Source organism: Mesorhizobium sp. L2C084A000 (genome assembly GCF_000502875.1).
GTDB lineage: Bacteria > Pseudomonadota > Alphaproteobacteria > Rhizobiales > Rhizobiaceae > Mesorhizobium.
On record NZ_AYWX01000001.1, the window covers coordinates 340,355 to 365,624 of the forward strand.

Annotated in this window: 25 protein-coding genes and 1 pseudogene; 14 read left to right on the plus strand and 12 right to left on the minus strand. The window is 63.7% G+C overall.

The genetic code is table 11. From position 1 onward, the window contains the following. Positions 1-71: 71 nt before the first annotated feature. Positions 72-1,022, minus strand: a complete 951-nt coding sequence (locus X735_RS163945; protein WP_023808793.1) for a PfkB family carbohydrate kinase — start codon at positions 1,020-1,022, stop codon at positions 72-74. Positions 1,023-1,025: 3 nt separating this feature from the next. Beyond that, on the minus strand, positions 1,026-1,826 hold the full coding sequence (locus X735_RS163940; RefSeq protein ID WP_023808794.1) for a class I fructose-bisphosphate aldolase: 801 nt from the start codon (positions 1,824-1,826) through the stop codon (positions 1,026-1,028). 161 nt (positions 1,827-1,987) lie between these two features. On the opposite strand from X735_RS163940, the gene X735_RS163935 reads away from it, so the two are divergent. The 3 genes from X735_RS163935 (at position 1,988) to X735_RS163925 (ending at position 5,117) form a co-directional block, all read left to right on the plus strand. After that, positions 1,988-2,749, plus strand: coding sequence for a DeoR/GlpR family DNA-binding transcription regulator (locus tag X735_RS163935; protein ID WP_023808795.1), 762 nt, complete (start codon positions 1,988-1,990; stop codon positions 2,747-2,749). 267 nt (positions 2,750-3,016) lie between these two features. After that, positions 3,017-4,165 carry a Gfo/Idh/MocA family oxidoreductase gene (locus X735_RS163930; protein ID WP_023808796.1) on the plus strand — a complete coding sequence of 383 codons (1,149 nt, stop codon included), beginning with the start codon at positions 3,017-3,019 and terminating at the stop codon, positions 4,163-4,165. 10 nt (positions 4,166-4,175) lie between these two features. Then, on the plus strand, positions 4,176-5,117 hold the full coding sequence (locus X735_RS163925; protein WP_023808797.1) for an alpha/beta hydrolase: 942 nt from the start codon (positions 4,176-4,178) through the stop codon (positions 5,115-5,117). A 10-nt stretch (positions 5,118-5,127) separates the two neighbouring features. Here the strand turns inward: X735_RS163925 and X735_RS163920 are convergent, their stop codons facing one another. Then, entirely contained in the window at positions 5,128-6,162 is a 1,035-nt protein-coding gene (locus tag X735_RS163920; protein WP_023808798.1) for a LacI family DNA-binding transcriptional regulator, read from the minus strand. Between the two features lie 412 nt (positions 6,163-6,574). On the opposite strand from X735_RS163920, the gene rsgA reads away from it, so the two are divergent. Beyond that, complete coding sequence (rsgA, locus tag X735_RS163915) at positions 6,575-7,585, plus strand: ribosome small subunit-dependent GTPase A (protein WP_031212275.1); 1,011 nt, start codon at positions 6,575-6,577, stop codon at positions 7,583-7,585. A gap of 26 nt (positions 7,586-7,611) precedes the next feature. On the opposite strand, the gene X735_RS163910 is transcribed toward rsgA, so the two are convergent. Next, positions 7,612-8,145, minus strand: a complete 534-nt coding sequence (locus X735_RS163910; protein ID WP_023808800.1) for a sterol desaturase family protein — start codon at positions 8,143-8,145, stop codon at positions 7,612-7,614. A 173-nt stretch (positions 8,146-8,318) separates the two neighbouring features. On the opposite strand from X735_RS163910, the gene X735_RS163905 reads away from it, so the two are divergent. After that, on the plus strand, positions 8,319-8,789 hold the full coding sequence (locus X735_RS163905; protein WP_023808801.1) for an NUDIX domain-containing protein: 471 nt from the start codon (positions 8,319-8,321) through the stop codon (positions 8,787-8,789). Positions 8,790-8,799: 10 nt separating this feature from the next. On the opposite strand, the gene pobA is transcribed toward X735_RS163905, so the two are convergent. The 6 genes from pobA to pcaD are packed head-to-tail and all read right to left on the minus strand — an operon-like array spanning position 8,800 to position 13,609. Beyond that, a complete protein-coding gene (gene pobA, locus X735_RS163900) occupies positions 8,800-9,972 on the minus strand; it encodes a 4-hydroxybenzoate 3-monooxygenase (RefSeq protein ID WP_023808802.1) in 1,173 nt (390 codons plus the stop codon). Beyond that, positions 9,972-11,024 (minus strand): 3-carboxy-cis,cis-muconate cycloisomerase, encoded by a 1,053-nt coding sequence (locus tag X735_RS163895; RefSeq protein WP_023808803.1) that lies wholly within the window; start codon positions 11,022-11,024, stop codon positions 9,972-9,974. The genes pobA and X735_RS163895 overlap by 1 nt, the downstream gene beginning before the upstream one ends. Positions 11,025-11,043: 19 nt before the next feature. Continuing rightward, a complete protein-coding gene (gene pcaG / locus X735_RS163890; RefSeq protein ID WP_023808804.1) occupies positions 11,044-11,658 on the minus strand; it encodes a protocatechuate 3,4-dioxygenase subunit alpha in 615 nt (204 codons plus the stop codon). After that, positions 11,658-12,410 carry a protocatechuate 3,4-dioxygenase subunit beta gene (gene pcaH / locus X735_RS163885; RefSeq protein ID WP_023808805.1) on the minus strand — a complete coding sequence of 251 codons (753 nt, stop codon included), beginning with the start codon at positions 12,408-12,410 and terminating at the stop codon, positions 11,658-11,660. Before pcaH ends, pcaG begins: the two co-directional genes overlap by 1 nt. After that, positions 12,400-12,807 (minus strand): 4-carboxymuconolactone decarboxylase, encoded by a 408-nt coding sequence (gene pcaC / locus X735_RS163880; RefSeq protein WP_023808806.1) that lies wholly within the window; start codon positions 12,805-12,807, stop codon positions 12,400-12,402. The genes pcaH and pcaC overlap by 11 nt, the downstream gene beginning before the upstream one ends. Beyond that, on the minus strand, positions 12,800-13,609 hold the full coding sequence (gene pcaD, locus X735_RS163875) for a 3-oxoadipate enol-lactonase (protein WP_023808807.1): 810 nt from the start codon (positions 13,607-13,609) through the stop codon (positions 12,800-12,802). Before pcaD ends, pcaC begins: the two co-directional genes overlap by 8 nt. A gap of 92 nt (positions 13,610-13,701) precedes the next feature. Here pcaD and pcaQ point away from each other — a divergent pair, with 92 nt between their 5' ends. Next, positions 13,702-14,619: a pca operon transcription factor PcaQ gene (pcaQ, locus tag X735_RS163870; protein WP_023808808.1), complete on the plus strand. Its 918-nt coding sequence runs from the start codon at positions 13,702-13,704 to the stop codon at positions 14,617-14,619. A gap of 18 nt (positions 14,620-14,637) precedes the next feature. On the opposite strand, the gene X735_RS163865 is transcribed toward pcaQ, so the two are convergent. Beyond that, positions 14,638-15,567, minus strand: coding sequence for an aldose 1-epimerase (locus X735_RS163865; RefSeq protein ID WP_023808809.1), 930 nt, complete (start codon positions 15,565-15,567; stop codon positions 14,638-14,640). A gap of 60 nt (positions 15,568-15,627) precedes the next feature. Here X735_RS163865 and X735_RS163860 point away from each other — a divergent pair, with 60 nt between their 5' ends. From X735_RS163860 to X735_RS163830, 8 genes and pseudogenes are all read left to right on the plus strand, one after another. Further along, positions 15,628-16,419, plus strand: a complete 792-nt coding sequence (locus X735_RS163860; protein WP_031212276.1) for a FadR/GntR family transcriptional regulator — start codon at positions 15,628-15,630, stop codon at positions 16,417-16,419. After that, positions 16,416-18,139 (plus strand): annotated as a pseudogene (locus X735_RS01000000165480) (IlvD/Edd family dehydratase). The gene X735_RS163860 and the pseudogene X735_RS01000000165480 overlap by 4 nt, the downstream one beginning before the upstream one ends. 11 nt (positions 18,140-18,150) lie before the next feature. Then, positions 18,151-18,927 (plus strand): SDR family oxidoreductase, encoded by a 777-nt coding sequence (locus X735_RS163855; RefSeq protein WP_023808811.1) that lies wholly within the window; start codon positions 18,151-18,153, stop codon positions 18,925-18,927. Between the two features lie 34 nt (positions 18,928-18,961). Continuing rightward, entirely contained in the window at positions 18,962-19,960 is a 999-nt protein-coding gene (gene araD1, locus X735_RS163850; RefSeq protein ID WP_023808812.1) for an AraD1 family protein, read from the plus strand. Positions 19,961-20,012: 52 nt separating this feature from the next. Continuing rightward, entirely contained in the window at positions 20,013-21,038 is a 1,026-nt protein-coding gene (locus X735_RS163845; RefSeq protein ID WP_023808813.1) for an ABC transporter substrate-binding protein, read from the plus strand. 75 nt (positions 21,039-21,113) lie between these two features. Next, entirely contained in the window at positions 21,114-22,217 is a 1,104-nt protein-coding gene (locus X735_RS163840; RefSeq protein ID WP_023808814.1) for an ABC transporter ATP-binding protein, read from the plus strand. Next, positions 22,214-23,086 (plus strand): ABC transporter permease, encoded by an 873-nt coding sequence (locus X735_RS163835; RefSeq protein ID WP_023808815.1) that lies wholly within the window; start codon positions 22,214-22,216, stop codon positions 23,084-23,086. The genes X735_RS163840 and X735_RS163835 overlap by 4 nt, the downstream gene beginning before the upstream one ends. Next, positions 23,083-23,883 (plus strand): ABC transporter permease, encoded by an 801-nt coding sequence (locus X735_RS163830; protein WP_023808816.1) that lies wholly within the window; start codon positions 23,083-23,085, stop codon positions 23,881-23,883. Before X735_RS163835 ends, X735_RS163830 begins: the two co-directional genes overlap by 4 nt. A gap of 91 nt (positions 23,884-23,974) precedes the next feature. Here the strand turns inward: X735_RS163830 and X735_RS163825 are convergent, their stop codons facing one another. Next, positions 23,975-25,234, minus strand: coding sequence for an ABC transporter substrate-binding protein (locus tag X735_RS163825; protein ID WP_023808817.1), 1,260 nt, complete (start codon positions 25,232-25,234; stop codon positions 23,975-23,977). Positions 25,235-25,270: the final 36 nt, after the last annotated feature.

Below are 25,270 nucleotides of genomic sequence, written 5' to 3' on the forward strand. Positions count from 1 at the left end.
TCTAAGCCACTGATTTTTATGATTGTCCTCGGCTTATGTTCACCTGCGAAATATTCCTCGGATAGTTCGGACTAAGTTCCGGTATCGAGCCGCGCATATTTCAGTTCGACTGCCGACGGCGCTTTCGTCGATGCCAGAAGTTCCATGACCTGGTCGTTGGTCGGAAGCGCCTCGCGTCCGCCCCGCCCCGTTATCGAAAGGGCCGCCGCCGCAGCCGCGAATGCGACCCGGCCTGCGGTGTCGGCCCCGCGCGTTAATGCAAAGGCATAGGCGCCATGAAAGCAGTCACCGGCGCCGGTCGAGTCGACGACGGCAACCCGGTGCGGAGGCAGGTGCCAGAGCCCTGTCTGGTCGCGTCCGCGATAGAAGACGCCCCTGCCGCCATCCGTCAGAACCACGGCGGACCGCGACGGCAACCACAATGCGTCGAGTATCTCGGCCGGCGACCGGCGGCCGGTGGCGGTCCGCGCAAAGCCGAGCGGAAGAATGAGATGGTCGCAGAGCCCGATCAGTCTCTCGGTGGCCGGGCCGTGGCTCCATTCGACATCACCGAGGATCGCAAGGCCGAGATCGCGAGCCCGGGCCACGACATCCAGCGACCCGATCCCGTAACTGTCGACGATCAGGACTGTCGCGCGGCTGAGAACCTCGTCCGGAAAGTCCGGCGCGGTGCCCAGCATCGCTTCGTCGTCATACGCGATGAATCGCTCGCCATCCGAACCGACGGTGATCCGCGAGCGCACCGGGCGCGCGTGCGGGTGGCGCGGCGCGAACGCGGTTTCAACGCCGCTCGCAACGAGATCGCACAACACGGCGTCGTCGGCGGCATTGCCCAGCCATCCGACGAACCCGGCGCTTCCGCCGAGCCGCGCGACGGCGGCAAGTGCCGTCGCGACATTTCCTCCGAAAGCTCGGGCACTTTGCAGAACCTTCCCCTTGCCCGCCGACAACGGCTGATCGACATAGACGATGTCGTCGATCGCAATAGCTCCGAAGCCGAGGATTGAAGGGACGGTGGGCATCGTTCAGGCACCCGCCTTCGCCAAGGCGTCTTGCGCCGAAAGGCCGTCATGGATGACGCCTCGAAAGGCGATCGCTGCCTTTTCCGGATCGCCGTGCCCCCAGAGATTGCGGCCCACCACGGCACCGCGCGCGCCGGCACGGATGGCGTCCGCCGTCTGCTGAAGGGCGCCGAGCAGCGTGTCGGTCTTCGGACCGCCGGCGATCACAACCGGCACCGGGCAGGTCCGAACGGTCTCTCGAAACGACTCGAAATCGCCCGTGTAACCGATCTTGATCACGTCGACGCCGGACTCGTAGCCGATGCGTGCCGCATAGGCGATCTCGTCGGGGGTGAAGACGATTTTTGCCCCGTCGGTGAAATCGCGAGGGTAGATATGCGCCACCACCGGCATGCCGTAACGGGCCGCCGCATTCACCGAATCGGTCAGCCAGCGTATGTATTTGCCCTCGGTCGCGCCGCGCACCGGAATGGCCACGGCCAACGCATCGGCGCCAGCGCGCACCGCATCCTCGGGCGTTCCAATTAGTTCACTGATGCGATCGTCCGGGGTGAAGCAGCCGGCCTGGATCACCAGGCAAGCCTTGCCCGCGTATTGCGGCCACAGATGGCGCGCAGTGCCAGGCTGGATGCTGACGTAGTCGGGTTTGCCTACCATGACGCGTGCAAGCGCGCCCGGCAGGTCGGCAAGACCTCCTTTGCGCACGTCGCCATAGCCGACAAAGTGGTCGACCGCGCCGCCAAAAAGATTCCCCGACGGATGTGAGAAGAGGCGCGCCAGGCGCACCTTGGTTCCGAGGCTCATGAGTCCAAAACTCTCCAATCGATTGATTTCAAAATCCTGGACCCAGTGTTTGCGAAAGAAAAGACAAATGCAATCTTTCGAAAGCTTTCGAATTCGCATATTTTTGGTAGAGTGAACCGAAGCCAGGGCGATCGCTTGGCGCATGGAGGCAAGGACAGGGCATGTTGTCAGAGCAGAGACGCCAGTCGATCCTGGGTGAAGTGCAACGCAGCGGACAGGTTCGCATCAAGGACCTGTCAGACGATTTTGGCGTGTCGGAAGTCACGGTGCGCTCCGACCTCGAGATACTGGACCGTAAGGGACTGCTGACCAAGACCCGTGGAGGCGCAGTGACCCGGACCACGGATTCGACCACGGCCGCGTTCGCCCGGCGGATGCAAACGAACCTCGATGCAAAGAAACGCATCGCCCGGGCAGCGGTAGAACTGTTCGAGGACAACCAATCGGTCATCTTCGACGGCGGCTCGACATTGATGCAGGTTGCCATGCTGTTACCGCCGCTCAGCAATGTCGTGGTCGCGGCCACGGCGATGAATATCGTGCAGCATCTGATGCATCGGCCCGGGCTCGACGTTCACATGATCGGCGGCCGGGTCTATCCAGACACGGTGAGCACACTGATCACCGATGCCGACACGGCTCTCGGCGGCTTGGTAGCGCATCAGGTCTTTGTTGGAGCGCATGCGATTGACTCGTCACTGGATGTGGTCGACGTGAACGAAGACATGGCGCGAACGAAGCGAAACCTCGTGCGCATGGCCCGGCGCGTTGTCCTCCTTGCGGATTCGAGCAAATGGGGCGTCAGCGGGACCTCAAAGGCCTTTTCGCTGTCGAGCGTCGATGTCGTGATCACGGACGATGGCCTGTCCGGCGCGATACGCAGCCAGCTTGATAGGACCGGGGCCAAGGTGATCTATGCCTGACTCCCTCGCGGTCCCTGGCCACGACGGAAATACCCAATGCGCGCATGACCCACCGGATTCGCATCGGCGGTCGGCCGTTTTTTCATGTCGGTCATTTTCTCCTCCCAGGGCTGGCAGCCTCCCGATATCGCGCCAGCATTTTCGCATGTTGTATAAAAATTTTACGCGCGTCAATATTTAAAATGTTGTATAGCCCTTTGCGAAAGGGATCCGTTGCCGGCTGGGCGAATCCGGCGGAGCATGGCGCATCGGGAGGTACGATCGAAAATGCACGGGATACCAATGACGAAACTCGGGATCGGCGTCATCGGATGCGGCAATATCTCGATGACCTATCTGCGCAATGCCGCCCTCTTCGGCGGCATCGAATTGCGCGCCTGCGCCGATATTTCCGCCGACATGGCGGCAGTGCGGGCGAAGGAATATGGCATACGGGCACTCGGCGTCGATGCACTGCTGGCCGACCCCGAGATCGATCTTGTCCTCAACCTGACCATTCCGGCGGCGCATTTCGATATTTCGTTTGCCGCGCTTTCGGCCGGCAAGCACGTCTTCACCGAAAAGCCGCTCGCCACCTCGGCCGCCGATGGACAGCGCCTGGTCAATGAGGCGCGGTCGCGCGGCCTGCTGCTCGGCTCGGCGCCCGACACGTTCCTCGGTGCTGCCGGGCGCCGTGCGCGCCGGTTGATGGACCAGGGCGCCATTGGCCGTCCGGTCACCGGCACCGCCTTCATGATGGGCCGCGGCATGGAGCACTGGCACCCCAACCCGCAATTCTACTACCAGCCAGGCGGTGGCCCGGTGTTCGACATGGGTCCGTACTATCTGACCATGCTGGTCAATCTGCTCGGCCCGGTCGAGCGCGTCATGGCAATGGCGACACGCGGCCAGGAAGAAAGGCTGATCACCGCCGAAGGGCCATTCAAGAACACCACATTCAAGGTCGGCACGCCGACCAATGTGCTGTCGCTGCTCGAGTTCCGCTCCGGCGCGACCGTCACCTTCGGCGCCTCGTGGGACGTCTTTCGCCACTCCAACCATCCGATCGAACTGCACGGCACGGAGGGCTCGCTGCGCCTGCCCGACCCCGACACGTTCGGCGGCACGGTGTCGCTGTCGGAACGCGGCACCGACTGGCAGGATTTCGCCAGCGAGGGCGAGCTCTACGGCGCCCGCAACTGGCCTTACGCGGCACCCGATCGCGCCAATTACCGCATGCTCGGCGTCGCCGATCTGGTGCGCTCGCTTCAAACCGGCAACACCCCACGGGCCTGCGGCAGCCTTGCGCTGCATGTACTGGAGGTCATGGAGGCTATCCTGCGCTCCGGTGAAACACAGGGCTCGGTCGCCATCGCGGGCGATGTCGTGCAGCCGGCTCTGCTGACCGAGGAAGAGGCGAGCAGCCTGCTGGCCTGAGGGTATGATCATGACGCTCGATCCGGATGCGCTGCGCGTCCTCGAAATTGGTCGTGCAGCCGGCGGCGAGCCATTCGAGACCGGCAGCGTGGCGGCGGCGCGAACTGCCTACAACGCCTCGTTCCCGGCGCTACAGGGTGAGCACGAGCCGGTCGCTGCGACCCAGGAACGGCAGATCGACGGGCCGAATGGGCCTATTGCGCTCCGCATCCATCGCGGCATCGGCGCACCGCAAAGCGGGGCGCCGGCGCTGCTCTATTTGCATGGCGGCGGCTGGGTCATCGGCAACCTCGATTCGCATGACGAGATCTGTCGCCTGATGGCCAATCTCGGCAACGCCGTCATTGTCTGTCCTGACTATCGCCTGGCACCGGACCATAAATTTCCCGCCGGGCTCGAGGATTGTCTGGCAACTCTTCGTTTCCTAGCCGAGAACGCCGCCGATCTCGGCATCGACATCAGACGCATCGGTGTGGCCGGCGACAGCGCCGGCGGCAATCTCGCCGCCGTGCTGGCGCTGCTCGCCCGCGATGGGCTGGCGCCGTCCCTTGCCGCGCAGATCCTGATCTATCCCAACACCGACGCGCGGCAGACATCCGACAGCTACCGGCGTTTCGGCGACGGCTTCGGGCTCACCGCAACCACCATGGCCTGGTTCCGCGACCATTATTTGCGAACGCCCGACGATATCACGGACTGGCGCGTCTCGCCCTTGCTGGCGCCTGCCCTCGCCGGCGCGGCGCCGGCTTTTGTGGCGCTTGCCGGCTGCGACATCCTCGCCGACGAAGGGGCAGCCTATGCGGCGCGCCTGCAAGCCGCGGGCGTTCCGCTCATCCTGCGGCAATGGCCGGGCCAGATCCACGGCTTCGTCTCGATGGGACGCCATATCCCCGCTGCCCGGCAAGCGGTGGCCGAGGCGGTGGCCGCCTGGCGCCAGTTCGAGAAAAGCTGATGCCGGTCGCTCAGGCTGACTGACGCATCACCAGGGTGGCGCCGAGCTTGACGGTGCGCGCCATGCCCTGCTTCGGCGGATCGGCCTCGTCCAGCAAGGCCAGCAGGATCTCGACGCTGCGCCCGGCCATGGCGGCGAAATCCTGCGCCATGGTGGTCAGCGCCGGGCAGGTGTAGCGGCTCAGCGGATGATCGTCATGCGCGGCAACGCGCAGATCGCAATCGGGCCTGCGGCCGACCTTCAGGCCGCGCGAGAACGCAGCCGCCATCACGCCAAAGGCGAGACGATCGTTGGCACACAGGATTGTGCGGCCGGGCAAGGCGCCGGCCTCCAGCATTTTTTCCGTCTGCTCGTAGCCGATGCGTTCGAAGTCCCAGGTGTAATCGCGGGCGGCCTCGATGACGACCGGCTTGAACCCGGCGGTCTCCATCGCGACGATGTAGCTTTCCTGGCGTTCGCCGGAGTTGTGGTTGACGTGTGGGATGTCAAGATAGACCGGCGGCTCACCCGAACGGCAGAGATAGTCGACGATGGTCGAGACGCTCTGCCGGTTGTCGTTGCCAACGAACGGCGTATCGCCCTCGATATAGGTGTCGAAATAGACGATCGGAATGTCCTGCCCGAGCTTGTCGAAGACGCCGCGGTCAGAAGCCAGGCCCAGTGGGGCGATGATCGCGCCGGCGACCTTCAGGGACAGCAGCGTCCTGACCGACTCCGCCTCCAGCTTCGGCGAACCATGCGAGGAGATGACGATCGGCCAGTAGCCTTCGTCGCGGCAGCGAAATTCGATGCGGCTGACCATCTCGGCGTAGAACGGATCGGTGATCGTCGGCACGACGATGCCGATGTTGCGGGTGCGCTTGCGGTTGAGGTTGCGGGCGAAAAGGTTGGGCTGATAGTCCGAGGAGCGCAGGGCGGCTTCGATGCGCGCCCGCGTCGCCGGCTTCACGCTCGCCGGATCGTCGAAATATTTGGACAGCGTCGGCCGGGACACGCCGCATGCCTGGGCGAAGTCGTCCATCGTGCGGTGTGTCTTCTCCGCCATCGATATATTCCTGATCCCCTGCCATGATCGGCCCCGCCACCAGTCATGCGGCCGTTGACCGGATGCGACAATGCTCGACAGAACTTATTCAGTCAATTTTCACGGTTACCAATAGAGCGCAAAAAAATTGCATGCGTCAAATTATTTGTTAACGTTTAAAGCTGACGTGGCTCGCCGCCGTTTTCCCGCCAAACGCTTTCGGACAGCGCTGTTTCGTCGACTTGATCGTCAGTTCGACTATCAAGGGATAGGCTGCAGAAGCTTGCCGCTCGCTCTCGGCTACGGGCCTGCTTGCCAAATGTCGCCATGCCGCCCATACACGGCTTGGGCAATCGCCTCGCCCGTTCGCCACCTGCCAGGGATACTGTCCGATGTCTGCGACGCCGTGGTCAAAGCCGTGACGGATTCTTCCATGCCATCTCTCGCCAGCCTGGGCTGGACGGATTTTTTCGCTGATCAGCTCGAGCCCGACGACGCCGATCTCGTGCCGACGCGGATCGCCACCGTCCACCGCGATCGCCTGACCGGCCTGTCGCAGGCAGGGCCGGTCGATCTGACGCTGCCGGCGCAGGCGAACACCGGTGACTATGCGGTCGGCGACTGGGTGCTGGTCGATGGGCATGAACACCTTGTCCAGCGCCGCCTGTCCCGCAAGACGGTGTTGGAACGCCGCACCCAGGGCGGCAGGGTGCCGCAGCTTGCCGCGGCCAATGTCGACACGCTGTTCATCGTCACCTCGTGCAATGCCGACTTCAATCCCGCCAGGCTCGAGCGCTACCTGGCGCTGGCCAATGAAGCCGGAACGACGCCGGTGATCCTGCTGACCAAGGCCGATACCGCTGAAGACGCCGAGACCTATGAAAGGCAGGCTGCCGCGTTGCAGCGCGGATTGCCGGTCGTGATGCTGAACCCCCGCACATCGGATGCGGCAACCGCCCTGGCTGCCTGGTGCGGTGTCGGCCAGACGGTGGCGCTGATCGGCTCCTCCGGCGTCGGCAAATCGACGCTGGTCAACACGCTGGCCGGATCGGCGCAGCAATCGCCGCAACAGACCGGAGGCATTCGCGAGCACGATTCCAAGGGACGCCACACCACCACGTCGCGATCGCTGCACGCCATTGCCGGCGGCGGCTGGGTGATCGATACGCCGGGCATGCGGACTTTGCAGGTCAGCGACGTCGCCTCCGGCATCGACACGCTGTTTGCCGAAATCACCGAGCTCGCGCCGCTCTGCAAGTTCCGCGACTGCACGCATGTGCATGAGCCGGGCTGCGCTGTGCAGGCTGCCTTAAAGGCCGGGACGCTCGATCCGGAGCGCCTTGCCCGCTGGCGAAAACTGTCCGACGAGAACCAGAACAACACGCCGGTTCAGAGCGGCCCCCGCGGAGCCAAGTCTCCCGGCGGTCGCGGGAAGAGGCGTTGAACGGTTGGGGTTGGTCTGGCCTCGGACTAGAGCCGCGCCGTCCCGAAAACCCGATCCCAGAATATCGACGTCACGCCGAAATTGGCGTTTTCGTCGACATGATGATGCACGGCGTGTCGGCGCTTGAGCGTGTAGAGATAGCTCGGATGGGCGGGGTGCCAGTGATGGATCATGTGGTGGATGCTGATGTACCAGAGGTACCCCAGCATCAGCCCGCAGCTTACCGCGCTCGCGGTTGCGAAGTCCGAGACCACCCAAACGGGCACAAACGCGATCAGCGCATGCACCCCGAGGCTGAGCCAGGTCGGGGTGCCCACCGAACTGCGCTCCTCGACATGGTGACGATCATGCAGGTCCTTGATGTAGGGAATATGGTGAAGAACGAACCTGTGCAGCACATACTCGATCAGCGTCCAGAGGCCTAGACAGGCGAGGACCGTGCCGATCCAGCCTGGTGCACTCTCTTCGCCGGCCTCGAGCAGCCCGGCCACTGCCAGCACGGCGATTACCAGCGGATACACGACGAAGTCGCTATAGTAGCCAATAAGACCGAGTTGCATCGTCACCTAGCCTTCGAGCCGCCAAATAAGCGATGGTATCAGATTGCCGGACTCGCGGGTGAGGTGCAATGCAGACGAACCTGACATAGCGTCGCAATCCCTAGGTGCAAGGTTCGCGTCAACGATTCAAGGACCATCGGCAGGCTGCCGGCTTCGCAAACGGACGTATCACAATGGCAAAACGCAGTGCGGGATTGCTGATCTATCGCCGCGGCGACGGCGATCTCAGGGTGTTGCTGGTTCATCCGGGCGGACCGTTTTGGGCGAAGAAGGACGACGGTGCGTGGTCGATACCGAAGGGCCTCATCGGCGAGAACGAGGACGAGTTGGCGGCAGCGCAGCGCGAGACCGAGGAAGAGCTCGGCATCAGGGTCGATGGGTCCTTCACGCGTCTCGGCGACTACAGGCAACCAGGCGGAAAGATCGTCATGGCCTGGTCTGTCGAGGCGACCGCCGACATTGATGTCGCCGCCATCACGAGCAACATTTTTACCATGGAATGGCCGCCAAGGTCGGGATTCCTGAAGGAGTTCCCGGAGGTGGACAGAGCGGGCTGGTTCACCTTGGCCGAGGCCGAGGTGAAGATCCTCAAAGGGCAGCGCCCGATGCTGTCGGACTTTGCCAGGCAGCAAGGCGCCGGATGATCCGCGGCCCTCAGTACGGCAGGCCGACATAGTTCTCGGCGAGCGCGGTCGATGCGGCACGTGACTGCACGAGGTAGTCGAGTTCGGCCTCCTGGATGCGCTGGCCGAACTCGCCGGTGTCTGGAAAGCGGTGCAGCATCGTCGTCATCCACCAGGAGAAACGCACCGCTTTCCAGACCCGTGCCAGAGCCTTGCCTGAATAGGCGTCGATGCCGGCCGTTGACTTGTCGCGATAGAAATCGTGCAGGCCGGCAAAGAGATAGCGCACGTCGCTGGCGGCGAGGTTGAGGCCCTTGGCGCCGGTCGGCGGCACGATGTGGGCGGCATCACCGACCAGGAAGAGCCGGCCGAAGCGCAGCGGCTCGGCAACGAAGGAGCGCAGCGGCGCGATCGATTTCTCGAAGGACGGTCCAGTGACGACATTTGCCGCCGTCTGCTCCGGCAAGCGGCGGCGCAACTCGTCCCAGAAGCGCTCATCCGACCACGCCTCCACGCGATCGTCCTGCGGGCACTGCACATAGTAGCGGCTGCGATGCGTCGAGCGCATCGAGCACAGCGCAAAACCCCGCTCGTGATTGGCGTAGACCAGTTCGCGGTCGGCTGGCGGCACCTCGGCCAGCACGCCGAGCCAGCCGAACGGATACCGCCGCTCGAAGATTTTTAGCGCACGCTCGGGCACCGATTTGCGGCTGACGCCATGATAGCCGTCGCAGCCGGCAACGAAGTCGCAGTCGATGCGATGCGTGACGCCGTCCTTGTCATAGGTGGCGAAAGGCGCGGTGCCGTCGAAATCGTGCAGAGCGACATTTGCCGCCTCGTAGATCGTGGTCAGCCCTGCCGCGTCGCGCTTGTCCATCAAATCGTGCGTCACCTCGGTCTGGCCATAGACGGTGACATGCCTGCCGCCGGTCAGCGCCTCGAGGTCGATGCGATGCAAGCGTCCGTCGAAGGCGAGCGAGATGCCAGTGTGCGGCAGCCCTTCGGCATGCAGCCTTGCCGCCGCGCCGGCCTGTTCCAGCAATTCGACGGTGCCCTGTTCGAGCACCCCTGCCCGCACGCGGCCAAGCACGTGCTCGCGGCTCGCACGTTCCAGAATGACCGTCTCTACGCCGATGCCGGCCAGCAGTTGCCCAAGCAGCAGCCCGGACGGCCCGGACCCGATGACGACGATTTGCGTGCGCATCAGTGGCCGAGACTTTCGACCTGTGCGGCCAGTTCGGCGGCAAGGCGCAGCGACGCGGCCGTTGCGACGACCATCTGCGGCAGCAATAGCCACTCCAGCGTCCAGGCAGCACCCGACCGCTCCTGCTCATGCACGAGCGCGTGATGCATGCCGGCAAGCTGCGTGGCGTTGAAGCGGGCAAGCGCCACCAGCGCTTCGGCCTTCACCGGGTTCTTCTTGTGCGGCATGGCCGACGAGCCGCCGCCATTGGAAAGCTCGATCTCGGTTCCACCTTGCGCCAGCAGCGCGATGTCCTGGCCGAACTTGCCGAGGCTGCCTGATACCAATGACATCAGGCCGGCAAAGTCGGCGAGCGCGTCACGCTGGCTGTGCCACTGCGGTGCGTCGCCAAGACCAAGCCTGGCGGCAAGTGCCGCGCGCACCGCCGGCCCCTTGTCATCAAGCTTTTCCAGCGTGCCGGCGGCACCGCCGAATTGCACCACCAGCAGACGCCTGGACTGCTCGGATAGCCTCTCCTGATGCCGTTGCAGCGGCGCCCGCCACACCCTGACGCGATCGGCCACTTTGATCGGAAGCGCCTTCTGCATGCGCGTCATCCCGGTCAGCGCCCTGCCGCCAAAACGCTCTTTGAGCGAAGCGAGGCGTATGACGGTTTCGGTCAACAGCAGATCGAGATGCTCGACGACGGATTTCAGCCGAAGCATCAGGCCGGTGTCGATCACATCCTGGCTGGTCGCACCGAAATGCACTTTCCGGCCATGCGGTTCGCCGACCGCAGCCCTGATCTGGCGCACCAGCTCCGGCACCATGACGCCGTCCTTGGCGACCCCGGCTCGCAGCAGAGCCGTGTCCGGCCGGAAGGTGCCAAGCGCCGCCACGATCGCTGCCCCGGCATCCTTGGGGATTATCCCGTTATCGGCCTCCGCTTGCGACAGCGCCTGTTCAAAGGCCAGCATGGCCTCGATTTCCGCCTCAACGGAAAAATGCCTCGCCGCTTCTTCGTCGCCGAGAAGAGCGGAGAGCAGCGGATGGTCGAAAGGCGATACAGTCATGTCACAGGCCTCCTGAGCATCAGCTATCGAAGAAGACCGTTTCCTTCTCCCCCTGGAGATGGACATCGAAGATGTAGGTATCGCCCTTGCGCTCGGCGATTAGCGTCGGCACGCGGACGCGGTGCTCGATGCGTGCCAGGATCGCATCCCCGGCATTGGCCTTTTCCTCGTCGGAAAAATACAGCCTTGTGTGCAGGCCGAGATTGATGCCGCGGGCGACGATCCAGAGCGTGATATGCGGCGCCATCAGGCGACCATCGTTGAACGGGACGCGGCCAGGCTTGACCGTCTCGAACGTGCAGAGGCCGGTGTCCATATCGGTCGGGCAACGGCCCCAGCCGAAGAAATTCGGATCGGCAGCACCACGCAGTTCGGCCGGCGAATTGTAGAGCCCATCCGCATCCGCTTGCCAGATCTCGATCAGCGCGTCCTTGAGCGGCGTGCCGGTGCCATCGAGCACCCGGATGCGCAGGCCGATGCGCTCGCCCTTGGTCTTGTCGTTGACCATGGTGGCGCCGAGATCACTGGGATAGACGCCGCCGATGCCGCAGAAATTGGGTGTCAGCCCGATATGAACGTAGGGTCCGGCGGTCTGCGAAGGGCTTTCCCTGAGCCGGTCGAGCGACTGGGCCATCAATTGCCCTCCAGCCTGTTTTCGAACAGCGACGCGCGGCGCCCGCGCAGCACGATGTCGAACTTGTAGGCGCGCGCGTCGAAGGGGATCGTCGCTTGCATGTCGAGCGCGGCGATCAGCGTCTCAACGGCTGCCTTGTCGGGAATGCCGCGCGCGATCGGGCACTGCCAGATCAGCGGGTCGCCCTCGAAATACATCTGCGTGATCAGCCGCTGGGCAAAGCCGTGGCCGAACACCGAGAAATGAATGTGCGAGGGGCGCCAGTCGTTCGGCCCATTCGGCCAGGGATAGGGTCCAGGCTTGACGGTGCGAAACGCATAGCCGCCGTCCTCGGTGGTGAGGGCTCGGCCGCAGCCGCCAAAATTCGGGTCGAGCGGCGCCAGATAGCCATCCTTCTTGTGGCGATAGCGGCCGCCGGCATTGGCCTGCCAGAATTCGAGCAGCGCGCCGGGCACGCCAACGCCTCGCTCGTCGAGCACTCGGCCATGGACGATAATCCGCTCGCCGAGCGCGCTCTCGCCGGGCCTGGCGAAATTGTGGATCAGGTCGGCGTCAAGTTCGCCCAATATTGCGTGGCCGAAAACGGGGCCTGCAATCTCCGACAGCGTGTTGTCGAAGACGAGGGGGGCTTTTTGCGGCGAGCGCAGCATCGAGGTCTTATAATTCGGCGTCAGAGCCGGCGGATGCCAGGTCCGATCGCGCCGGAAGAAGGCGCCGGTCTCGGGCCTCGTCGAGCCGGACTCAGCGGGCATTCCTGGCTCCGTCCATTTCCGAAAACACGTCCTTGGCTATTCTGAAGGCACGGTTGGCGGCCGGCACGCCGGCATAGATGGCGACATGCAGGAACGCCTCGCAGACGTCGTCGCGCGAAGCACCGGTGTTGACGGTGGCGCGCACATGCATGGCGACCTCCTCATCATGGCCGAGTGCGGCGAGCAGCGCCAGCGTGACGATCGAACGCTCGCGCTTGGTGAAGCCCGGCCGCGCCCACACGGTACCCCAGGCGGCCTCGGTGATCAGTTCCTGGAAAGGCTGGTCGAAATCGGTGGCGGCGACCTCGGCCCGGTCGACATGCCGGTCGCCAAGCACGGAGCGCCGCACCGCGAGGCCGGTGCGATATCTGGCTTCGTTGCCGGGGACTTCATCCATGGGTTTCGGCTCCAGGGGCAAGCGATGCGATAAAATCGCGGATCAGGGCGACCAGCGCCTCTGGCTGTTCGACGCAAGGAATGTGCCCGGCGTCGCGGATGATTTCGAAGCGCGCGCCGGGGATCAGCTCGGCCAGGGAGCGGACAAGATCGGGAGGCGTCGAGCCATCCTGATCGCCGGCGACGCAGAGCGTCGGCACCGCTATGTGGCGTGCGGCATCGGTGAAATCCGCATCGCGAACGGCCATGCAAGTCCCGACGTAACCGGCAAGCGCTTGCCTGGTCATCATGTTCCAATAACCGTCCAGCTCGGCCAGACGCGCCGCGTGGAAGGCGGGGGTGAACCACACTTTGAGCACGCCATCCGCAACGGCCTGGATGCCCTTGCTTTCGACCGTCGCGATGCGTGTGTTCCAGCTGTCTGTCGTGCCGATCTTGTGGGCCGTGTCGCAAAGGATCAGGCCTTCGACCATTTCTGGGCGCCGGCGATAGAAGCCTTGTGCGATCAGGCCGCCGACCGACAGGCCGCACAGCACGACCTTGCTCAACCCGAAATGATCGACGAGCGCCGAGAGATCGTCGACATGATCGTCGATCGATCTGATGTCGCCGATATCGGACAGCCCATGGCCGCGCTTGTCATAGACCAGCAGCGGCATTTCACCATCGAGCGCCGAGACAATTTCGTCCCAGACCCGGAAGTCGGTGCCCAGCGAATTGATGAATATGATCGGGCGTGCATTGCCGGCCGCCTTGGTGTGGCGATGGTGCAGCGTGATGCCGCCGATGGTGACGAATGGCACGGTTTTGGTCCTCCGCCTCCACATTGCACAAGGCGTTTGGTTCGGTAAAATGATATTTTGCGTCGTTTCATTAACTCATGGGTTATCAATCCATGTCCCATAGCCGCATCCGGTTCCGTCACCTGCAGGCATTCCTGGAAGTTGCGCGGCAAGGAAGCGTGGCGCGAGCGGCCGACTTGCTGCATGTCAGCCCGCCGGCGGTGACCAAGACATTGCGCGAACTGGAAGAGGCGCTGGGGGTGGCGGTGGTGGAGCGCGACGGCCGCGGCATCCGACTGACGCGCATCGGCGAAATCTTCCTTCGCCATGCCGGCACGGCGATCACGGCGCTCAAGCAAGGCGTCGATTCCGTCCGGCAGGACGGAGCGGTCAACCGGCACCCGATCCGCATCGGCGCGCTGCCGACGGTCTCGGCGCGGGTGATGCCGCTCGCCATGACCTTGTTCCTCAAGGAGAGCGCCGGTGCGGCGATCAAGATCGTCACCGGCGAGAATGCGGTGCTGCTCGAACAGTTGCGAACCGGCGCACTGGATCTCGTCGTCGGACGGCTGGCGGCGCCGGAGAACATGACCGGCTTCTTCTTCGAGCACCTCTATTCCGAACCGGTGCTGTTCGTGGTGCGGGCGGGACATCCGCTGCTCGATCCAGGACAGGATGTGTTCGCACGGCTCGACGAATTCCCGATGCTGATGCCGACGCGGGAATCGGTCATCCGCCCCTTCGTCGACCGCCTGTTCATCACCAACGGCATGACGGCGCCGGCAACCGAGATCGAAACCGTCTCGGACTCCTTCGGCCGAGCCTTCCTGCGGCAGAGCAATGCCGTCTGGATCATTTCGGCTGGCGTCGTTGCCAACGAACTCGGCAGCGGCGCCTTCGTCGCCTTGCCGGTCAACACCGAGGAAACCAAGGGACCGGTCGGTCTGACCATGCGCACCGACACGGCGCCCTCGCCGGCCTTCTCCATCCTGCTGCAGACCATCCGCGAAGCAGCAAAGCAAAGCAGTTGATGCGGCTCAGATTGGCGATCAGGCCGCCTGCGAAGGCGTGAAGCGAACGCTTGCGGATCGCATCTGCCCAGGCGCCAGCACGATGCAACCGGTGTCGATGCCTGCTTCACCCGTGCGGTTGAAGGCGTCGGTGATGTTGCTGACCGGCTCGGCGCAAAAGAATGGCTCGCCGGGCGGCGTGTAGAGGACGAGGAAATCGAGCGGCGCCTCGGCCTCGATGTCCAGTTGCCGCCCACGCTCCGGCCAGGAGATCCGGGCACGGCGCGTCCATCCGGTGAAGACCGTGTCGAAGTCCGTCTCCGACACGTCGAAGCCGGTGGTAGGATTGGAGCCAGCGGGCGGCAGGACGTGCCGGGTGGGCAGGATTTCCGCATCGGTCTCCCACATGCCGGATACCTGCGCCTGGACATGTGTCCACGGTGTCGACGGGAAATAGGGATGGAGGCCGAAGCCTGCCGGCATCGGCATGTCCGAGAGATTGCGCAGCGAAAGGGCAATGATCAGCCCGCCATCGACCAGCGAGATCGCTTGCCTTGCCTCATAGCTCCACGGCCAGGAATCGGCGGCATGGCGATAAGATAGGAGGGTGGTGCTGGCTTCGTGCCGGACGACTGTCCATGGCCGACGCCAGCCATGGCCATGCTCATGATGCGGATCTTCCGGGCTGGTCGGCAGTTCGACGGTGCGGCCCGCGAATGCGAAGCGCCCGCCCCTTATGCGATTGGAATAGGGAACCAGCGGGAAGCAGGCCATGGCGCCGGCATCGCGGCTGTCGATCGCCGCCTGATCCGCAGGACGCAGCCAATCCACGACGGATCCGTTTTGCCGCCAGCGATACGACGCCAGCGCGCCGCCGGCGGCCGGGGCAATCTCTACAGTCGCAATGCCATCGCTGATCGAGAGCAGCTCTTGATGCCGCTCGGCAACGGCAGCGGAATTCTTTGTCACCGGCATTCCCCCTCCCTTGACTCCAGTCGCAATGCCGATAAGACATATCATATGAATAGTATGAAGAATAAGAAATCTTTCAGCACGGCGCGCACGTCGAGGGTTGCGGTCGCGGTCTCCAGCGGCTCGACGGCGCTGCATGCGACTGTCGTCGAGCAGATCGGATTGCGCATCGTGCAAGGCGATTTCCTGCCCGGCGAGGCACTGCCCAATGCCGACGATTCCAGCGAGATGCTGGGGGTCAGCCGCACGGTGCTGCGCGAGGCGATCAAGGTGCTGGCCGGCAAGGGACTGGTCGAATCGCGGCCGAAGACCGGCACAAGGGTGCGTCCCCGTGCCGACTGGAATTTCCTCGACCCGGACGTCCTGTCATGGCGCTACGCAGGCGGCGTCAGCGCCGACGATGTCCGGGCGCTGTTCGAGCTGCGCCGAGCCATCGAGCCGATGTCGGCCGCACTTGCCGCGCAACGCGCCACGCCGGCGCAGATTGCCGAGATCAATGCCGCGCTGGCCGAAATGGAAGCGGTGGTTGACGACGGCGACCGCTTCGCCAAGCCCGATCTTTTGTTCCATCAGACCATCCTGCGCATGACCGGCAATGAGCTGATCGGCTCGCTGGCGGCACTGGTCGAAACCGCATTGGTGATGAGCTTTCGCCTCTCCAACGACAATCCGGACGGGCAGCGTCATTCTTTGCCGCTGCATCGGGAAGTGGCCGAAAAGATCGCATCCGGCGACGCCACTGGTGCGCAAAACGCGCTGCTGGTGCTCATCGACAATGCCGAGGAAGACGTGCGCCGCAGCGTCGAAAGCCGCAACAAGCGCCGCCAGGATCGGGAACAGACATCGTGACCGACACCAAACGCAAGCTGCGGTCCGAGGCCTGGTTCGGCGGTGAGGGCAAGAACGCCTTCATGCACCGCAGTTGGATGAAGAACCAGGGCATCCCCGCCGACGCTTTCGATGGCCGCCCGGTGATCGGCATCTGCAACACCTGGTCGGAACTGACCCCATGCAATGCCCATCTGCGGGCGCTGGCCGATCACGTCAAACGCGGCGTCTATGAAGCGGGCGGCCTGCCGCTCGAATTCCCTGTGATGTCGCTCGGCGAGAGCAACATGCGCCCCACCGCCATGCTGTTTCGCAATCTGGTCAGCATGGATGTCGAAGAGTCCATCCGCAGCAATCCGATCGACGGCGTCATCCTGCTGGTCGGCTGCGACAAGACCACGCCGGCACTCTTGATGGGCGCTGCGTCGTGCAACCTGCCGACCATCGCTGTTTCCGGCGGGCCGATGCTCAACGGCAAGTTCCGCGGACAGGATATCGGCTCGGGCACCCATGTCTGGAAATTCGCCGAGGAAGTGAAGGCCGGCCGGATGCCGGTCTCCGATTTCCTCGCCGCCGAGCAGGGCCAAAGCCGGTCGGCGGGCAGCTGCATGACGATGGGAACGGCTTCGACCATGGCCAGCATGGTGGAGGCGCTCGGCATAGGCATGCCGGACAATGCCGCAATCCCCGCGGTGGATTCGCGCCGTGGCGTGCTCGCCCAGATGGCGGGACGCCAGATCGTCGATCTGGTCCGCAGAGACGTGACGATCGCGCAGATCCTCACCCGGGAAGCATTCTCGCCATTCGAGTCAACGGCGCGATCGGTGGCTCGACCAATGCGGTGCTGCATCTGATCGCCATCGCCAACCGGATCGGTGTCGATCTCAGCCTCGATGACTGGGACCGCCTTGGCCGGGACATTCCAACTATTGTCGATTTGATGCCGTCGGGCCGGTTCCTGATGGAAGATTTCTACTACGCCGGGGGGCTAGCTGCGGTCATGGCGTCGCTTGATGAAGTGGGGCTTCTTCATCGCGACGCCATGACCGTCAGCGCCAAGACAATCGGTGAATTGATCGACGGCGCGCCCAACTACAACAGTGAGGTGATCCGGCCGCTGAGCCAGCCGCTGACCAAGGAAGGCGGCATCTCGATCCTGCGCGGCAATCTGGCGCCCGACGGGGCGGTCATCAAACCGTCCGCGGCAACGCCTGAACTGATGCAGCATCGCGGCAAGGCGGTGGTGTTCGAGAACATCGAGCACTACTACGCCCGCATCGACGATCCGGAGCTGGACATCGACGCCTCCTCGGTGATGGTGCTGAAGAACTGCGGACCGCGCGGTTATCCCGGAATGGCCGAAGTCGGCAACATGCCGCTGCCGGCGAAACTGCTGAAGCAAGGCATCTCCGACATGGTGCGCATTTCGGACGCGCGCATGAGCGGCACCGCCTACGGCACCGTGGTTCTGCATGTGGCGCCGGAAGCAGCCGCAGGTGGCGCGCTGGCTCTGGTGCGCGACGGCGACCTCATCGAGCTCGATGTCGCCGGCCGCCGGCTGGAGCTTTTGGTGTCGGATGAGGAGCTGGCGATCCGCCGGCGTGACTGGCAGCCGCCGGCACCGCCGGAAGGCGGCTATCAGAGCCTTTATGTCGAGCGCGTGCTGCAGGCCGACAAGGGCTGCGATTTCGACTTTCTCGTCGGTCGGCGCGATGCCGGCATTCCTCGGCATTCGCACTAGAGAGGCGCGCGATGACGGATGAAATCGGCTATGCGATCTATCCAAGCCTCAAGGGCCGCAGCGTCTTCATTACTGGTGGCGGCAGCGGCATCGGCGAAAGCCTAGTGCGCCATTTCTGCGCGCAAGGCAGCCGCGTCGCCTTCGTCGACATGGCCGAGGAGCCTTCCCGGCGTCTGGTCGACGCGATCTCGGCCGAGGGACATCCCGCGCCGCTGTTCATTCCCTGCGACCTGCGCAACGTCGAAGAGTTGCAGGCGGCAACCGTTCAGGCGATGCAGCACAACGGCCCTATCCAGGCGCTGTGCAACAATGCCGGCAATGACGACCGCCACCAGACCAAGGACGTGACGGTTGCCTACTGGGACGACCGCATGGCGGTCAATTTGCGCCATCAGTTCTTCGCGGCGCAGGCGGTGCGTCCGCAGATGAGCACGCTGGGCGGCGGCTCGATCATCAATTTCGGCTCCATCACCTGGATGGTCGGCGATCCGGATTGCCCAGCCTATGTCACCGCGAAAGCGGCTGTCTACGGCATGACCCGGGCGCTGGCTCGCGAACTAGGTCCCGAACGCATCCGCGTCAACTGCATGGTGCCGGGATGGGTGATGACAGAGCGCCAGATGCAGCTGTGGCTGAACCCGGCCGGCGAAAGCCAGATCGCGGAAAGGCAGTGCCTGCCCGACCGGCTGCAACCCTCCGATATCGCGCGCATGGCGCTGTTCCTCGCCGCAGACGACAGCCGCATGTGCACGAGCCAGCAGTTCATCGTCGATGCGGGCTGGGTGTGACCCGTACGGCTCCAAGGGAAGAAGGTTAGTATTCATGCGTCTTGTTCAGTTCAGAATGGCCGACGGCAGCAGACGGGTCGGCCGCGTCTCCGACGACGGCAATCACCTGCACCCTCTCGATAAGACCGGCAGCGTGCTGGAGCTCGCCGAAGCGGCGATCGCCCAGGGCATATCGATCGCAGCGCTGGTCGAGAAGCAGACGGGCACAGCGAAAATCGACTACGACCAACTGTTGCGCGATGGCCAGGTGCTCGCTCCGGTCGACCATCCGGAACCGGCGCGCTTCCTGGTCACCGGGACCGGCCTGACCCACACGGGAAGCGCCGCCGCGCGCAACCAGATGCATGTTCTGACCCATGGCGAAGGCACCGAGGAATCGGATTCGCTGAAGATTTTCCGTATGGGCCTGGAAGGCGGCAAGCCTGCCGCCGGGCAGATCGGCATCCAGCCCGAATGGTTCTTCAAGGGCGTCGGCACCTGTGTCGTGCCGCCCGGCGCGCCGCTACCGATGCCGGCCTTCGCGCGCGCCGGCGCCGAAGAGGCCGAGATCGTCGGCCTCTATCTCAACGGGCCGGACGGCCGCCCCTATCGGATCGGCTATGCGCTCGGCAACGAATATTCCGACCATGTGACGGAGGGCGAGAACTACCTCTACCTCGCCCACTCCAAGCTTCGCTCCTGCTCCATCGGACCCGAGCTGCTGATCGGTGACCTGCCCGAAGAAGTGCGCGGCCATTCGCGCATCCTGCGCGACGGCACTGTCATCTGGGAGCAAGAGTTCCTGTCGGGCGAAGCGCACATGTCGCACTCGATCGCCAATCTCGAACACTTCCATTTCCGCTACCCGATGCACCGCAGGGCGGGCGACCTGCATGCCTATTTCTTCGGCGCGGCGGTGATGAGCTACGCCTCCGGCGTCAAGACGGCTTCCGGCGACGAGTATGAAATCCAGGCACAGACATTCGGCAAGCCACTGCGCAACCGGATGGTGTCGGTGCCGGACGAGGGACTGGTCGCTGTTACCCAGCTGTGACGGCGCAGGCCCGAAAATTACGGTCCACCAGAACGACAATGGGAGATTAAAAATGGGACTGAAGAAAGCGTTTCTAAGACTAGCGACAATCGGGCTCGGCATCGGCCTGATGACATCGGCGGCGCTCGCCGCGAACCTGCGGGTACTGGCCTGGGACGGCTACGCCGATGCCGACTGGGTCAAGGACTTCACCGCCGCGACCGGCATCGGCGTCGATGTCGTCTTCATCGGCAGCGACGACGAGATCTGGGCCAAGATAAAGGGAAGCGAAGGCCAGGACTTCGACGTCTTCGCCGTCAACACCGCCCAGTTGCAGCGCTACATCAAGGCCGACCTGGTGTCGCCGATCGACGTCACGAAGCTCGCCAACCAGAAAGAAGTGCTGCCGCGCTTCCGCGACCTGACCGCGGTGAGCGGCGTGACCAAGGACGGCAAGGTCTACGGCATTCCGTTCTGCTTCGACTCCATCGGCCTGATCTACGATACGGACAAGGTCAAGCCGGCGCCGACCTCGATGTCGGTTCTGTGGGACCCGGCCTACAAGGGCAAGGTTCTGGCCTATGACAATGGCGAGCACAATTTCTCGTTCACCGCACTGACGCTCGGCTACAAGGATCCGTTCAACCTCAACGAACAGCAGATGGCGGCGGTCAAGGCCAAGCTGGTCGAACTCAAGCGCAACGTGCTGAGCTTCTACACCACCGCCGACGAGGCGCAGCAGATCTACCAGAACAATGACGTGGCCCTGATCTGGGCCAATTACGGCCAGCAGCAGGTCAAGGCGCTGCAGAAGATCGGCGCCCATGTCGCCTACGTCAACCCAAGCGAGGGCGCGCTCGCCTGGCTCGACAACTGGGTCATTTCCAAGGGTGTCCGTGACAATGCGGCAGCCGAGAAATGGATCGACTTCATGCTGAGCAAGAAGGTCGGCGGCGAGCTTTCCGAGCGCACCGGCTTCGGCAACACGGTGACGGAAACCGGCAGCGCCGGTGGCAACGACACGCTGGTCTGGCTCAACAATGTCGAGGACCCGCTCAAGCGGTCGGACATGTGGAACGAGGTCAAGGCGACGCCCTGATCTTTCCGCACCATGCCTTCGAAGGACCAGGCGGTCCGGAATTCTGGACCGCCGAAGCGTATGCGAGAGTATTTCATGAACCAGAACACCGACCTCTTGACGCTGCGGTCCGTCTCGAAATCCTACGGCACGGTTCCCGTGCTGCACGACATCGACCTGTCGATCCGGGACGGTGAGTTCCTCACCGTTCTTGGACCATCCGGCTCCGGCAAGACCACGGTGCTGCGGCTGATCGGCGGGCTGGAGCCGCTGACGTCGGGCGAGATCCACCTTGATGGGCAAGACATCAGCCGCATGCCGATCAACCGGCGGCCGTTCAACACCGTGTTCCAGGACTATGCGCTGTTCCCGCACCTGACCGTTTCCGGCAATGTCGGCTACGGGCTTTCGGTTCGCCATATCCAGCGCAAGGAAATCGCGCGCCGTGTCGCGGAAGCGCTGGACCTGGTCCAGCTCGGCAGTTTCGCCCGCCGCTTTCCCGCGCAGCTCTCCGGCGGCCAGCGCCAGCGCGTCGCGCTCGCCCGTGCTCTGATCTGCCAGCCGCGCCTGATCCTGCTCGACGAGCCGCTCGCAGCACTCGACCTCGAACTGCGCCGGCAGATGCAGATCTTCCTGAAATCCATCCAGCGCGAAATCAAGACCACCTTCCTGTTCGTCACCCATGACCAGGAAGAAGCCATCGGCATGGCCGATCGGATCTGCGTCATGGAGGCCGGTCATATCCGCCAGCTCGGCACGCCGCACGACCTTTACTACAGGCCGAATTGCGAGTTCGTCGCGCGTTTCTTCGGCGAGAACAATCTGGTGGCCGGAAAACTTGGGGCCGTCCAGGGCGAGCTGCGATCAATCGAAACGACGCTCGGCCGCCTGGTCTGCTCGATCAGTGACCAGCCGCATTTGAAGGCCGCAGCGGATGGCGCCAGCGCCTACGCTGCGTTCCGTCCCGAGGCCTTGCATCTTGCAGACGCAAAGGACACCGACAACCGTTTTTCCGGCACGATCTCCGACATGGCCTTTGCCGGCTCGTCGAGCGTCGCCACCATCGCGGCAGGCCCAGACAATGCTGCGCAACGCTTGCGGCTGCGCGTGCCGAGCCGCGTCGACGGCAGCGCGCTCAAATCCGGCGAGACCGTATCGCTTTCGTTTGCGCCGCATGAAGGCCATCTGGTGCTGGCATGAGCGAAGCCGGATCGACACAGCATGCGGAAAGACGGCTGTCGCTGCTGGTCACGGTGCTGGCGTTTGCCTTGCCGGTGGTCTTCGTCCTGGTGCCGCTGGCGATCTTCCTCGGCTACAGCTTCTTCAGTGTCGACCAGGGCACCATCGTCTACGGGTTATCCCTGGGCAACTATGTCAGGTTCCTCACCGACCCAGTCTTTCTGCCGGTGTTCTGGAACACCATCGTGCTGTGCGTGTCGGTGGCCATCATCTGCATCCTGCTCGCCTATCCCGCCGCCTATTTCCTGACGACACTGAAAGGGCGCTGGCGCTATGCCTTGCTGATGCTGCTGCTGGTGCCGCTGCTGATGAGCTACGTCATCAAGATCTATGCGATCCGCAGCATCCTCGGCCTCAACGGCTTCCTCAACAAGGCACTGGTGGCGCTCGGTATCCTGCAGGAACCGTCGACGCTTTTCGTGTTCAACATGAACGCCATCCTGCTGACGCTGACGCTGCTCTTGATCCCCTTCGCCATCCTGCCGATCTTCCTGTCGCTGGAGCGGATTCCGCAGGTGCTGCTGCGCGCCTCCGACGATCTCGGCGCAAGCGGCTTGCAGACCTTCCTGCGCATCACCTTGCCACTCAGCCTGCCCGGCGTCGCTTCGGCGGCGAGCTTCGTCTTCGTGCTGGCGATCGGCGATTTCCTGACGCCGCAAATGGTCGGCGGCATCAGCGGCTTCACCTTCGGCCGCATCCTCTACAGCCAGTTCGGCACGGCCTATAACTGGCCGTTCGGCGCGGCGCTGTCGGTGGCGCTGGCCGTCGTGGTGATCGCCGCAATCCTCGTCGGCGAACGCTTTGGCCGCAACCGGGGGACTTCGGTATGAGCGCCCTGCCCCGACTGTCCACGATCTTTCTGGCCGCGATCACGACACTGGTTGCGGTCCTGCTCTACAGCCCGCTGTTCGTGCCGATCGTGTCGTCGTTCTTCACCATTTCGCATGGTTCCGTCGACTGGTCGGCGCCGACCCTGTCGACCTATGTGGCGCTGGCTGAAAACCACGACATACTGGTCGCCTTGCGCACCACGCTGATCGTCGGCGTCTGCACCGTCATCCTGTCGGTGGTCAGCGGAACGCTGCTGGCGCTCTATTATCATGGGCGCCGTTCCGGACGCTCGGTGCTGCAGTTCATCATCTTCCTGCCGTTCCTGATGCCACCGATCATCAGCGGCCTAGCGCTGCTGATCTTCTTCCGCGAAATCGGCCTCGAACGCTCGCTGCTGACGGTCGTCATCGGGCATACGGTTTTCGTGCTGGCGATCGTCTACCGCACGGTGCTGATGCGGCTGCAGTCGATGAGCCGCACGCTGGTCGAAGCGTCCTACGATCTCGGTGCCACGGGCTGGCAGACGTTCTGGCGCATTATCCTGCCGAACCTGTCGAGCGCCATGGTCGGCGGCGCCATCCTGGCCTTCGCGCTGTCGTTCGACGAGACCATGATCACGATCCTGGTCACAGGTACCCAGAGCACGCTGCCGGTCAGGCTGTGGGCGATGATGCGGCTTGGCTTCTCACCCGACATCAATGCGCTGGTGGCGCTGATCCTGATGTTCACCGTGCTGCTCTGCGTGCTCGCCGCCCGTTTTCTCATCCCCAGACAGGTCGCGACGGAACGGACTTGAGTGCCGGGCAAGAGCGCAGCAATGAAGCAGCCATAGTCTTGGTCCGGCATCGATGCTGATACAATCGATGCCGGACAAAACGGAATGATGCTTACTGAAGCTTGGCTTGCAAGGCGTTGACATCGTCGGTGGTCATTTCACCGTCCGTCGCCACCTTGCCGTCGACGATCTTCCACAGCCGGAACGGGCCGGTGATGTCGCCATATTTGTCGAAGGCGACCGGGCCGATGACGCCTTCATAGCGGATCGGCTTGCCGTCCTTGATCAGGCCAAGCGCCTTGGCGAACTCTTCCTTGCCGGCAAAGATCGGCGTGCCGGCCGGATCGACCGCCTTGTACATCGCGTCCTTGATCTTGGCCGGATCCTCCGAACCGGCAATGGCGATGGCGAGGCCAACAATCGCGCCGGCGTCATAGGAACGGTCGGCCGCCGGATTGGTCGGTTCGATGCCGGAGAATTCCTTGTAGTTCTTGGTGAAATACTCCGTCGAGGCGGTCGGGCTGGTGCCCGACGACGTGCCGTAGGCTTCCTTCAGATAATCGGCGCCGACGGATTCGATGAAGTCCGGGCTGTTCATGCCGTCATTGAGCAGGAATTTCTGCACGCCGCCCTGCGAGATCCAGGTACGGGCGACCGTTGCGCCGTCGACCGGCGTGCTGACGAGATAGAGCCCGTCCGGCTCGCCTGCCATCGCCGCTGTGACTTCCGAGGCATAGCTCGACTGCTTTTCATTGTACGGCGTGTCGGAGACGATGGTGCCGCCGAGCGCTTTGTAGGCGCGTGAGAATTCGGCCACCATGTTGACGCCGAAATCGTTGTTGACATGGATGATCGACAGCTTCTTGAAGCCCTTGTCGACGGCGTATTTGGCGGCGGCGACGCCCTGCAGCGCATCCGAGGTGATGGTGCGGAAGAAGATGCCGTTGGTCTTGCCGTCGCGGCCGAGCGCGGTCAGCGTCGGCGAGGACGAAGCCGGCGAGACCTGGACGATCTTGGCGGGTGCCGTGACCGAGGTCAGGATCGGGATCGACACCGAAGAGATGATGCCACCGATGATGACCGGCACCTTCTTGACCTGAACCAACTGGGTGGCGGCGTCGACGGCGATGTTGCCCTGGCTCTGGCTGTCGCGCGTGTCGGTGATGAGATCGCAGCCGCGCACACCGCCGGCGTCGTTGATGTCGCGGAAGGCCATCTCGACCGACTTGGCGCCGGCCTGGCCATATTCGCCGGCCGGACCGGTCAGCTCCATGACGAGGCCGACGGTGATCTTGCAATCTGCGGCTTGCGCGGCACCCGCCATCGTCACGAGGGCCAGTGCTGTGGTGAGTTGGAGTATCGTCTTTGTCATTGTTGTTCCCCTTTCGTTACTCGACTGTATTTGAAT

Excerpts from the sequence above, each read along its gene's own strand:
- X735_RS163945 (WP_023808793.1), bottom strand. The coding sequence starts at position 1,022 with ATGCCCACCGTCCCTTCAATCCTCGGCTTCGGAGCTATTGCGATCGAC.
- X735_RS163940 (WP_023808794.1), bottom strand. The coding sequence starts at position 1,826 with ATGAGCCTCGGAACCAAGGTGCGCCTGGCGCGCCTCTTCTCACATCCG.
- X735_RS163935 (WP_023808795.1), top strand. The coding sequence starts at position 1,988 with ATGTTGTCAGAGCAGAGACGCCAGTCGATCCTGGGTGAAGTGCAACGC.
- X735_RS163930 (WP_023808796.1), top strand. The coding sequence starts at position 3,017 with ATGCACGGGATACCAATGACGAAACTCGGGATCGGCGTCATCGGATGC.
- X735_RS163925 (WP_023808797.1), top strand. The coding sequence starts at position 4,176 with ATGACGCTCGATCCGGATGCGCTGCGCGTCCTCGAAATTGGTCGTGCA.
- X735_RS163920 (WP_023808798.1), bottom strand. The coding sequence starts at position 6,162 with ATGGCGGAGAAGACACACCGCACGATGGACGACTTCGCCCAGGCATGC.
- rsgA (WP_031212275.1), top strand. The coding sequence starts at position 6,575 with ATGCCATCTCTCGCCAGCCTGGGCTGGACGGATTTTTTCGCTGATCAG.
- X735_RS163910 (WP_023808800.1), bottom strand. The coding sequence starts at position 8,145 with ATGCAACTCGGTCTTATTGGCTACTATAGCGACTTCGTCGTGTATCCG.
- X735_RS163905 (WP_023808801.1), top strand. The coding sequence starts at position 8,319 with ATGGCAAAACGCAGTGCGGGATTGCTGATCTATCGCCGCGGCGACGGC.
- pobA (WP_023808802.1), bottom strand. The coding sequence starts at position 9,972 with ATGCGCACGCAAATCGTCGTCATCGGGTCCGGGCCGTCCGGGCTGCTG.
- X735_RS163895 (WP_023808803.1), bottom strand. The coding sequence starts at position 11,024 with ATGACTGTATCGCCTTTCGACCATCCGCTGCTCTCCGCTCTTCTCGGC.
- pcaG (WP_023808804.1), bottom strand. The coding sequence starts at position 11,658 with ATGGCCCAGTCGCTCGACCGGCTCAGGGAAAGCCCTTCGCAGACCGCC.
- pcaH (WP_023808805.1), bottom strand. The coding sequence starts at position 12,410 with ATGCCCGCTGAGTCCGGCTCGACGAGGCCCGAGACCGGCGCCTTCTTC.
- pcaC (WP_023808806.1), bottom strand. The coding sequence starts at position 12,807 with ATGGATGAAGTCCCCGGCAACGAAGCCAGATATCGCACCGGCCTCGCG.
- pcaQ (WP_023808808.1), top strand. The coding sequence starts at position 13,702 with ATGTCCCATAGCCGCATCCGGTTCCGTCACCTGCAGGCATTCCTGGAA.
- X735_RS163860 (WP_031212276.1), top strand. The coding sequence starts at position 15,628 with ATGAAGAATAAGAAATCTTTCAGCACGGCGCGCACGTCGAGGGTTGCG.
- X735_RS163855 (WP_023808811.1), top strand. The coding sequence starts at position 18,151 with ATGACGGATGAAATCGGCTATGCGATCTATCCAAGCCTCAAGGGCCGC.
- araD1 (WP_023808812.1), top strand. The coding sequence starts at position 18,962 with ATGCGTCTTGTTCAGTTCAGAATGGCCGACGGCAGCAGACGGGTCGGC.
- X735_RS163845 (WP_023808813.1), top strand. The coding sequence starts at position 20,013 with ATGGGACTGAAGAAAGCGTTTCTAAGACTAGCGACAATCGGGCTCGGC.
- X735_RS163840 (WP_023808814.1), top strand. The coding sequence starts at position 21,114 with ATGAACCAGAACACCGACCTCTTGACGCTGCGGTCCGTCTCGAAATCC.
- X735_RS163835 (WP_023808815.1), top strand. The coding sequence starts at position 22,214 with ATGAGCGAAGCCGGATCGACACAGCATGCGGAAAGACGGCTGTCGCTG.
- X735_RS163830 (WP_023808816.1), top strand. The coding sequence starts at position 23,083 with ATGAGCGCCCTGCCCCGACTGTCCACGATCTTTCTGGCCGCGATCACG.
- X735_RS163825 (WP_023808817.1), bottom strand. The coding sequence starts at position 25,234 with ATGACAAAGACGATACTCCAACTCACCACAGCACTGGCCCTCGTGACG.